This window comes from Vicinamibacteria bacterium, from assembly GCA_035620555.1.
Classification (GTDB): Bacteria; Acidobacteriota; Vicinamibacteria; order Marinacidobacterales; family SMYC01; genus DASPGQ01.
Window position 1 is genome coordinate 1 of the sequence record DASPGQ010000671.1, and the last position, 7,925, is coordinate 7,925.

Here is a 7,925-nt window from a genome sequence, read left to right on the forward strand (position 1 = left end):
CGCGCTGCGCGCTCTGGCTCTTCTTGAGAAGCTCCTGGATGGCGGAGTTCGTGCCCACGGCGGCGCGAATCGGCATCTTGAGCACGGTGGCCAGCTCGTCGAGCGCCGGGACGTTGGTGGGATCGGCGGTGACGACGACGAGCTTTCCCTCCTCCTTCTTGTAGGGGAGGAAGTTGTAGCGAAACATGAGGTCGACGGGAACGCTTCGAAACAGCTCCTGGTCGGGCTGGAAGCTCGAAAGGTCGATGAAGCTGATCCGACACCTGTCGGCGAGCTGTCTCGCATCCGCTTCCTCGCGAGCCTGTGACTCCTCGGGAGAGAGCGATATGGCTTCTGGCTCGAGCGATGACATCTACAACCCCTGCCGCGCCGCGTTGATGAGGTCGAACATGGGCAAGTAGATGGAGAGGAGTATCAGAGCCACGAGGCCCCCCATGAACAAGAGTACCACCGGCGCGAGCATGGACAGCATGAGGGTGAGGCGGTTGTCGATCTCCTCGTCGGCGAAGTCGGCGACGCTGTGGAGCATCTCCGCGAGACCCCCGGTGTTCTCCCCGACCTTGACCATCTCGATCGTGAGGTTGGAAAACTCTTTGGTCTCCTCGAGGCTCGAGGAGAAGGCCTTGCCTTCACGCACCCGAGCCGCGACCGGGCGGACGGCGGCGCCGACGTGTCGATTGCCGATCGAGGATGCCGCGATGTCGATCGCCTGAACCAGGGGAATCCCCCCGGAGAGAAGCGTTCCGAGCGAGCGCGTGAGCTGGGAGGTCGCGAAAACATGGAGCACGTGGCCGAGAAAAGGGAGCTTGAGCGTCATTCGGTCGATGATGCGCTTCGAGCCTTCCCGCTTCGACCAGAAGTAGAAAAAGCCGCCTCCCCCTGCGAGCACGAGGAGGATGATGACGATGTGCGCGCGTAAGGTGTTCGCTATCGCGAGGAGCACCCGGGTCAAGATCGGGAGGTCGGCGTCGAACCCTTCGAAGAATCCGGCGAATCGTGGCACGACCCAGAGCAACAGAAACGCGGCCGCGAAGATGAGCGACACGAAGAGAAAGGCCGGGTAGACGAGCGCCGCCACGACTTTCTTCTTGGTGCCTTCGGTGAGCTTGAGGTACTTGACGTAGCGCTGGATCACTTCCTCCAGCCCTCCGCTCTTCTCTCCCGCCATCAACGAGGCGGAATAGATGCTGGGGAAGAGCGTGCCGTGAGATCGGAAAGCGTCCGAGAGCGCGGTACCCGATTTCACCTTGTCGCGGACATCCTGGAGCACCTGCCGGAACAACGGGTTCTTCATGCGCTCGAGCATGATGTCGAGTGACTGCACGAGCGGCAGGCCGGCTCTCAGAAGAGCCGCGAGCTCCTGGTTGAAGAGCGTGAACTCCGTCTGCGTGATACGCTGCCGGCCGCGCGTGAGGAGCGTGCGCAAAGACGGCACTCCCAGACTCCGGCGGATCCAGAAGACGTGGTATCCCCTATCGGAAAGCTCGCTCCGCAGCGCAAGCTCGCTGTCCGCCGTGAAGGCATGCTCCTCGATATCACCCGCCGAGGTTCCCACTTTCGCGACGAATTGCGACATCGACCGTCAGCTCGCATTCACGTTGGAGTCGGCAGCGGAGACGCTCGACGAACCCGGGGGCGCGAGAACCCAATCTGTCCGAATCATATCGGCTCGTGGCGCCACGATGTTGTGCGAACGGAGTTAATCTCTATTCTCCATAGGGTTACGAGCGAAAGCTAAAGTATAGTATAACATGACTAAGGCCCGGCGCCGTTGCAGTCAAGCCGCTTCCCCATTCCGGATACCCGTACGGGCGTCGGTTTCTTCCAGGAGATTTCATGAAATCGCGGGATATCGACTCCGAGGCGGCCCGGGTCGTCGCCGTAAACCGCAAGGCCACTCACGACTACGAGCTTCTCGAGCGATTCGAAGCCGGACTCGTGCTGGTGGGTACCGAAGTGAAGGCGGCCCGCGAGGGGCGCGTGAACCTCAAAGACGGATACGCGGCGCCCCGGGACGGCGAGCTGTTCCTGTTTCAGATCCGGATCAGTCCTTACTCGCACGGCTCGTTCGAGAACCATGAGCCGGAGCGACCCCGCAAGCTGCTGCTCCACAAGCGAGAGCTCAGACGGCTGATCGGGAAGATTACCGAAAGGGGATTGACCCTGATACCGACTCGCCTCTACTTCAAGAACGGGCGGCTCAAGGTCGAGATCGCTCTCGCCCGCGGGAAGCGACTGCACGACCAGCGCCGCGCGGCGCGGGAGCGAGACGTGAAGCGGGACATCGAAGCCGCCCTCAAGGAGCGAAATCGGTAGTAGTTGCTTAGCGCTCGGCGCCGTTCTCGGCCTCGGATTCCTTGTAGATGTACTTGATGTTGTGCTTCAACAGAAGCACGTTGGGTTGATCGTTGCGGTTTAGCTTCAAGCAGTTCTTGTCGTACCACTCGATGACGCCCCGTATCTCTTCCCCGTCCTGCAGGACCACTACCATCGGGGTCTTGTTGTTCATCTGCTTGAGATAGTAGAAGCTTTCGGCGTTGGTCTGCTCGGGAGGTACTCGCCTCGGCCGCGGCGGGCCCTTGGGAGCCATCTGGTCCTTCAGGTCGGTCAAATTCGGCCGAATCAGCTTGCGGTTCACGGCGTGTTACCTCGGTTCTCGATTCAGGAAAAACCCAATTCGGAAAGGCACCCTCCCGCCCAGCGCGGAGTACCGCGTCTTCCTGTCTCTTATGGACCTGCCGGTAAGCCGACGACTCGTGACCCTGAATGGCCTAGGGGCAGGCGTTTTTTTGGAGAAATTGCACTAGTTATTTTGCGATAGCTACAGTAAGAAAAGTTTATCAAATGGGGGCCGGGCAAAGCAAACCCGCGGAATCACGCGTTCCGCAAGCGGTTGAGCTCGTGAATCAATCGTCCCGAAGTGATGCGCTTGTTCAAATAGCGGTCTCTCAAATCCTCGAGGCCGCCTTCGACGAGCGAGTACGCCTGAATCCAAACGCCCAGCGGCGCTTTCGCCGACAGTCGATCCAGATCGGCCGTCCGATCGACGTGGACGGGGACGCCGCCCGCCAGGTGGGTGGCGACGTCCCGAACCACCCCAAGAAGGAGATTCAACAGGAGCTGGAGCCGGCTCTCCTTCGAGAGTGACTCGGACAGGGCCACGAGCTCCCTCTCGGGTTTTCCTTCAGCGACGATCTCGGCGAGACGAAACGCCTCGTCGCGGAGATCGGAGAAGGGCTCGTCGTTCAGCGAAAGTGCCCTCGAGACGCTTCCTTGCGACAAAGCAGCGAGCAGGCGGGCCTGGGACTCCGACAGGTCGTGCTCCCGTCTCAGGAGGTCGGCGACCTCTTCGGTCGAGAGTGGCGCGAAGCGGAAGATCTGACAGCGGGACACGAGGGTCGGAAGGATTGCCGCCAGGTTCGAGGTCACGAGCACCAGCACGGCCCAAGGAGGTGGCTCCTCGAGCGTCTTCAGAATGGTATTGGCCGCACTCGGATTCAGACGGTCCGCGTCCGCTATGATGCCGACGCGCATCCGTCCCTCGAAGGGCCGAAACGGCATCTCCGAAGCGATGAGACGGACCGCCTCGACTTTGATTTGCCCCCCGGCCCCCTCGGGACGCACGATTCGCACGTCCGGGTACTCGCCGCGCTCGATCCGGGAGCAGACCGGGCATGCGCCGCAGCCGTTCCCCCCGGAGACTTTGCAGTTCAGAGCCTGAGCCAGCGTGATCGCCGCCCGCAACTTACCCACCCCGGGGGGACCGGTGAACAAGAGGCTCGGGGGCACGTTTCCCGATCGCGCGATGCTCTCGAGCAGTGCGATCAGGCGCGCATTCCCCCGGAGCGCATCAAACGACACGGCGTCTCCGAAGTCGTTCCCAGACGAGCTCGTGTACTCTCGCTCGGCTGCCGTCGGCGGGGACGACGAGAAAGCGTTTCGATTCGCGACGGGCCATTCCCAGATAGCCCGCGCGCACGCGTTCGTGAAACTGCAGATCCTCCTCCTCGAAGCGCCCCTCGCGACTCCTCGAGACGCTGGCGCGGTTTCGGCTGCGGGCGCGTCGCAGTCCCTGGGCCGGGGCGAGATCGAAGAGCAGTGTGATGTCGGGACGAAACCCCCCGGTGAGAGCCTTGTCGATGGAGCGAATGCGCCGCAGCGGAAGTCCTCTTCCGTACCCCTGGTAGGCGATGGTGGAGTCGGTGAAACGGTCGCAGACGACGATCAATCCCGCCTCGAGCGCCGGCCACACCACCTCGCGCAGGTGCTGAGCCCGGTCGGAGAAGTAGAGTCCGAGCTCGGCCTCGGCACTCATCCCGTGATTTTTCGTGCTCAGGATCACTTGGCGGATCTGACGGCCGATCGAGGTTCCGCCCGGCTCCCGGGTCAGCAGCGACGGATGGCCTTCACGGCGAAGACGTCTCGCAAGGAGTCGGGCCTGGGTGGACTTCCCGCAGCCTTCGATGCCTTCTAGCGTGAGGAACAAATCCGACTCTACGCCGAGCTCATACGGCGGCGCCCGCCACCATCGTCAAGTAGCGGTGGGAACAATTGAGGAGCAGGGAGCTCGCAAGCGTAATGGGCTGGCTCAGATCGGTGATGAGGGCGATGCCCTCGTTCGTCTCCTGAATGCATTTGACGATCAGGTAGAAGTTCTCGGTGCTCATCGAGAGGATCTCGATGTGATCGTCTCCCCTCATGGCCGCGAGGTTCTCGAGGTAGTGCACGAAGGCGGGGAGCTTGTCCACGATCAGCCGATCGGCGGTCTCCTCGGGAGCGGTGACCACCGCGGAGTCGATCTCCTCCGAGTCGAGATCGAAGAAAAACGCTGCGAGAAGCGAGGGAGTCTGCTCGCGGATCTCCCCGAGGATCTGTTGCTGTATCGGTTTGCGATCGGCCTCGCTGGAAGGGGGAAGGCCGAGATCCTGCGGGTGGACGAGCGGAGGCTCGGTGGCGAGACTCTTCGTGGACACCGGCCCGCTCTGCTCCAGCATTTCCTGGAGACGGCTCGTGCGCCCCTTGGCTCCCTGCTGCCGCGACTTCCAGATGTCGGGAGAAAAGTCGGATTGGAAGACTTTCGCCGACGTGTCGTCGCGATCCAGGATCTCGAGGATCTTGTTGAGCGCTTCCTTCTTTTCGAATGTCGCGCCGCCCTCGGTCTCCAGGTAGGCGTTGGAGAAGCGCCCCCGCACCTGGAGAATCATCCCCGTGCCCTTGTTCGTCAGCACCTCGAGAGAGCCGGTGTGGCCCTCCTTCTCGAGCCGTTTCAGGAGATCCCGCAGCGGATCCGAGGCGAAGATTTGGGCGAAGATCTCCTTGCGGTTGGACAAGCCGCGCAGCATGTGAGCCATGTCGAGGGGCAGCTCGTAGATCGAGATCTTGCCCTCCTTCAACTCCGCGGCGTTGCGAAGCCTCAAGGTCGCTTCGTTTCCGAGGAAGAATTTGTTCATCCCCAAGCGGAAAATGATGTTGATCTGCTCCCCGATGTAGAAAAGGATCAGACCCTCGGCGTCGGGAAGCGTAATCTCGACGTATCCGGAGAGATTGACGTCCTCGCAATGCCGCACGATGCTGTCGAAGGGCGTGGTCCTCGTCGAGAGGTCTTGTGAGAGGAGCTTGCTTCCGGGAAACCGCATCTCGAATCGCTTTCGCCAGGCCAGTACCCGGTTCAATCGAAGTCGGTTGGCAAACGATAATGATTCCGGCGGGGCAGTTTAGCAGAGGTGCTTTCGACCCGGCAAGGCCGACCTGCCGGCCCTGGCAGGGTGATGAAAAACTCGGCCCACCCTGCGCGAGCGGAGCGAGCCCGGCGCGCTTGCCGCGCCGTAAGCAGCCCGAGCCGTGGCGGCACGATCGACTACGGGTCCCGCCACGGCATTGAGCTCTCTGGAGAGAAAGGCGGGCTGTAGCTCTTCGTCGCCCCGACGCGAGTACCATTCGGCGCTTCGTGATACCATTTTTTATTCATGGCCTTTCGCAAGAGGCGGAAAGATCCCTTCGCCGAGATCCAAGCTTGTCTCCAGAAGCGTGACTACAAAGGCTCGATGGAGTGGTTCAACGCGCTCCTGAAGAGGGATCCCAAGAACACTCAGATTCGACTCCGCTGTGCCGACACCCTGGTTCTCGCGGGGAGTAAACGCGAAGCGATCCGGCAGTATCGCATCGTCGCCGATCAGCTCGCCGACAAGGGGTTCATGATCCGCGCGATTGCGATCAACAAGAAGATCCTGCAGCTCGATCCGAGCCAGACCGACGTGCACGAGAAGCTGGCATCGATGAACGAGATGCGCTCGTCGGGCCCGGCGTCGCAGGCGGCGTTGTCCGAGGCGCTCTACCATCCGGACAAGCCCGTCGAGCCGGCGGAGGTGGAGCCTCCTCGCGACCGATTCGAGACCCCGACGGCCGACGAAGCCACAACCGCAAGACTTCCCGAGCTCAGTCTCGAGGACACTCTTGCCATGGAGTTCGGCGCCAGTCACCTGGGCGATGCGCCCGTCGAGTCGCCCGCGGAGCCCACCCCGGCTGAAGCCGAAGAACCGGCGGCCGAAGAACCGATCGTGGTCGTGCCTCCTTCGGAGCCGGAGCTCGTCGCTGGTGGCTTCGAGCACATGGAGGACACCGCCGGTGATGCGCAGCCCTTCGCCGACGAGCCACCCAGCTTTAGTGAGGAGCCAATCGCGCTTGGCGGTCCGGCCGAGCCAAAGGACGAAGACGAGATCGAGATCGTCGGTATCGATGAGGAATCGAGCGAGCCGGAGGTCGAGATCTTGCTCGAGGACGCGGGTCTGGAGCCCTCTCTCGACTCATCGCCCGAGATCGTTCTCGATCTTACCGAGACTCCCGCGGCCCACGAGAATGACGAAGTCGATGTCCTTGCCCTCCACCGGGAGACGGAATCCCCTCTCGCCGCCGATGAAGCGGAGTCGCTGCTCGGAGCGCTTGGCGAGGACATCGATTCCCTGATCGACTCGATCATCGACGACGTGGGATCTTCGGCGAAACGCTCGGAGCAGGAGGAAGAGCCCGCGCCGACCCACATCCCGCTCTTCTCGGATCTCAGCACTTCGGAGTTCATCGACGTCGCTATCCTGCTGGTTCGGCGCGTGGCGAAGCAAGGCGAGACGATCGTGCGGGAAGGTGATCCCGGCGACTCCATGTTCATCGTGAGTACCGGAGAGGTTCATGCCACGGTCGAGCGTGACGGGAAGCAAGTGGTCGTCGCCACCCTGAAGGACGGGGACTTTTTCGGCGAGATGGCGGTTCTCTCGGGCGAGCCGCGGACGGCAACGGTGACGGCGGTCAGGATGACCGAGCTCCTGGAGCTATCGCGCGAGAACCTCACGGCGATTTGTCGCCGACATCCGCACGTCGAGGCGAAGATCCGGCTCGCCTACGACGAGCGCACGTCGCGATCGGAATCCTTCTAAGCCCCGCCCCTTCATGCCTCGCGTTTCCGGTCGTGCCCGTAGTACTCGAAAGCGGACATGGGACGTTCGGCTCCCGTCTTCCATAGCCGTCGGTCGGCGTCGATCTTCCCGAGCGCGAGGGCCATCTGCCGGATGTGGCACGATACTGCACCGCAGCAGGCACCGATGTAACCGATACTCAGGTCCCGGGCCTTCACCGCATAGTCCGCCATCTCTCGACGGCTCAACTGGAATGGGTCGAGCTCGGTGGGAAATTCGGGAAGGCTGGTGAAATCCGGCCGGTCCGGGGGAGTCCGGTACGCGGTCGGCTGCGTCGCGATGGGGATGTCGACGGCTCGTCTCATCATTACCGCGAGCGGAAGCATGGTCGAAGGGTTGCGCAGGCAATTGACACCGACGATGTCCGCCCCCGCATCCGCGAGGGCGCGGGCGCAATCGGCCGGGGTCTCGCCGTCGGGTGTTTGGTCCGAGTTCTCGAAGCTCATCGTGATCATCACG

Annotated in this window: 9 protein-coding genes; 2 read left to right on the forward strand and 7 right to left on the reverse strand. The window is 62.3% G+C overall.

Translation table 11 applies throughout. The features are described 5' to 3' along the window. Together VEK15_27230 and VEK15_27235 are read right to left on the reverse strand one after the other, a co-directional pair. Positions 1-352, reverse strand: a 352-nt coding sequence (locus VEK15_27230; protein HXV64421.1) for a pilus assembly protein PilB, incomplete at its 3' end; no start/stop codon positions are given. Then, positions 353-1,576, reverse strand: a complete 1,224-nt coding sequence (locus tag VEK15_27235) for a type II secretion system F family protein (GenBank protein HXV64422.1) — start codon at positions 1,574-1,576, stop codon at positions 353-355. A 260-nt stretch (positions 1,577-1,836) separates the two neighbouring features. Between VEK15_27235 and smpB the strand changes: the two genes are divergently transcribed. After that, positions 1,837-2,316, forward strand: a complete 480-nt coding sequence (gene smpB, locus VEK15_27240; GenBank protein ID HXV64423.1) for an SsrA-binding protein SmpB — start codon at positions 1,837-1,839, stop codon at positions 2,314-2,316. Between the two features lie 7 nt (positions 2,317-2,323). Here smpB and VEK15_27245 read toward each other — a convergent pair whose 3' ends face one another. The 4 genes from VEK15_27245 to VEK15_27260 form a co-directional block, all read right to left on the reverse strand. Beyond that, a complete protein-coding gene (locus VEK15_27245; GenBank protein HXV64424.1) occupies positions 2,324-2,638 on the reverse strand; it encodes an RNA chaperone Hfq in 315 nt (104 codons plus the stop codon). A 236-nt stretch (positions 2,639-2,874) separates the two neighbouring features. Beyond that, positions 2,875-3,861 (reverse strand): DNA polymerase III subunit delta', encoded by a 987-nt coding sequence (gene holB, locus VEK15_27250; GenBank protein ID HXV64425.1) that lies wholly within the window; start codon positions 3,859-3,861, stop codon positions 2,875-2,877. Next, entirely contained in the window at positions 3,851-4,486 is a 636-nt protein-coding gene (gene tmk / locus VEK15_27255) for a dTMP kinase (protein ID HXV64426.1), read from the reverse strand. Before tmk ends, holB begins: the two co-directional genes overlap by 11 nt. Before the next feature lie 19 nt (positions 4,487-4,505). After that, positions 4,506-5,672, reverse strand: a complete 1,167-nt coding sequence (locus VEK15_27260; protein ID HXV64427.1) for a hypothetical protein — start codon at positions 5,670-5,672, stop codon at positions 4,506-4,508. A gap of 294 nt (positions 5,673-5,966) precedes the next feature. On the opposite strand from VEK15_27260, the gene VEK15_27265 reads away from it, so the two are divergent. Beyond that, positions 5,967-7,427 carry a cyclic nucleotide-binding domain-containing protein gene (locus VEK15_27265; GenBank protein ID HXV64428.1) on the forward strand — a complete coding sequence of 487 codons (1,461 nt, stop codon included), beginning with the start codon at positions 5,967-5,969 and terminating at the stop codon, positions 7,425-7,427. Positions 7,428-7,438: 11 nt separating this feature from the next. Here VEK15_27265 and VEK15_27270 read toward each other — a convergent pair. Beyond that, positions 7,439-7,925: homocysteine S-methyltransferase family protein (locus tag VEK15_27270; protein HXV64429.1), on the reverse strand; the 487-nt coding region annotated here is incomplete at its 5' end.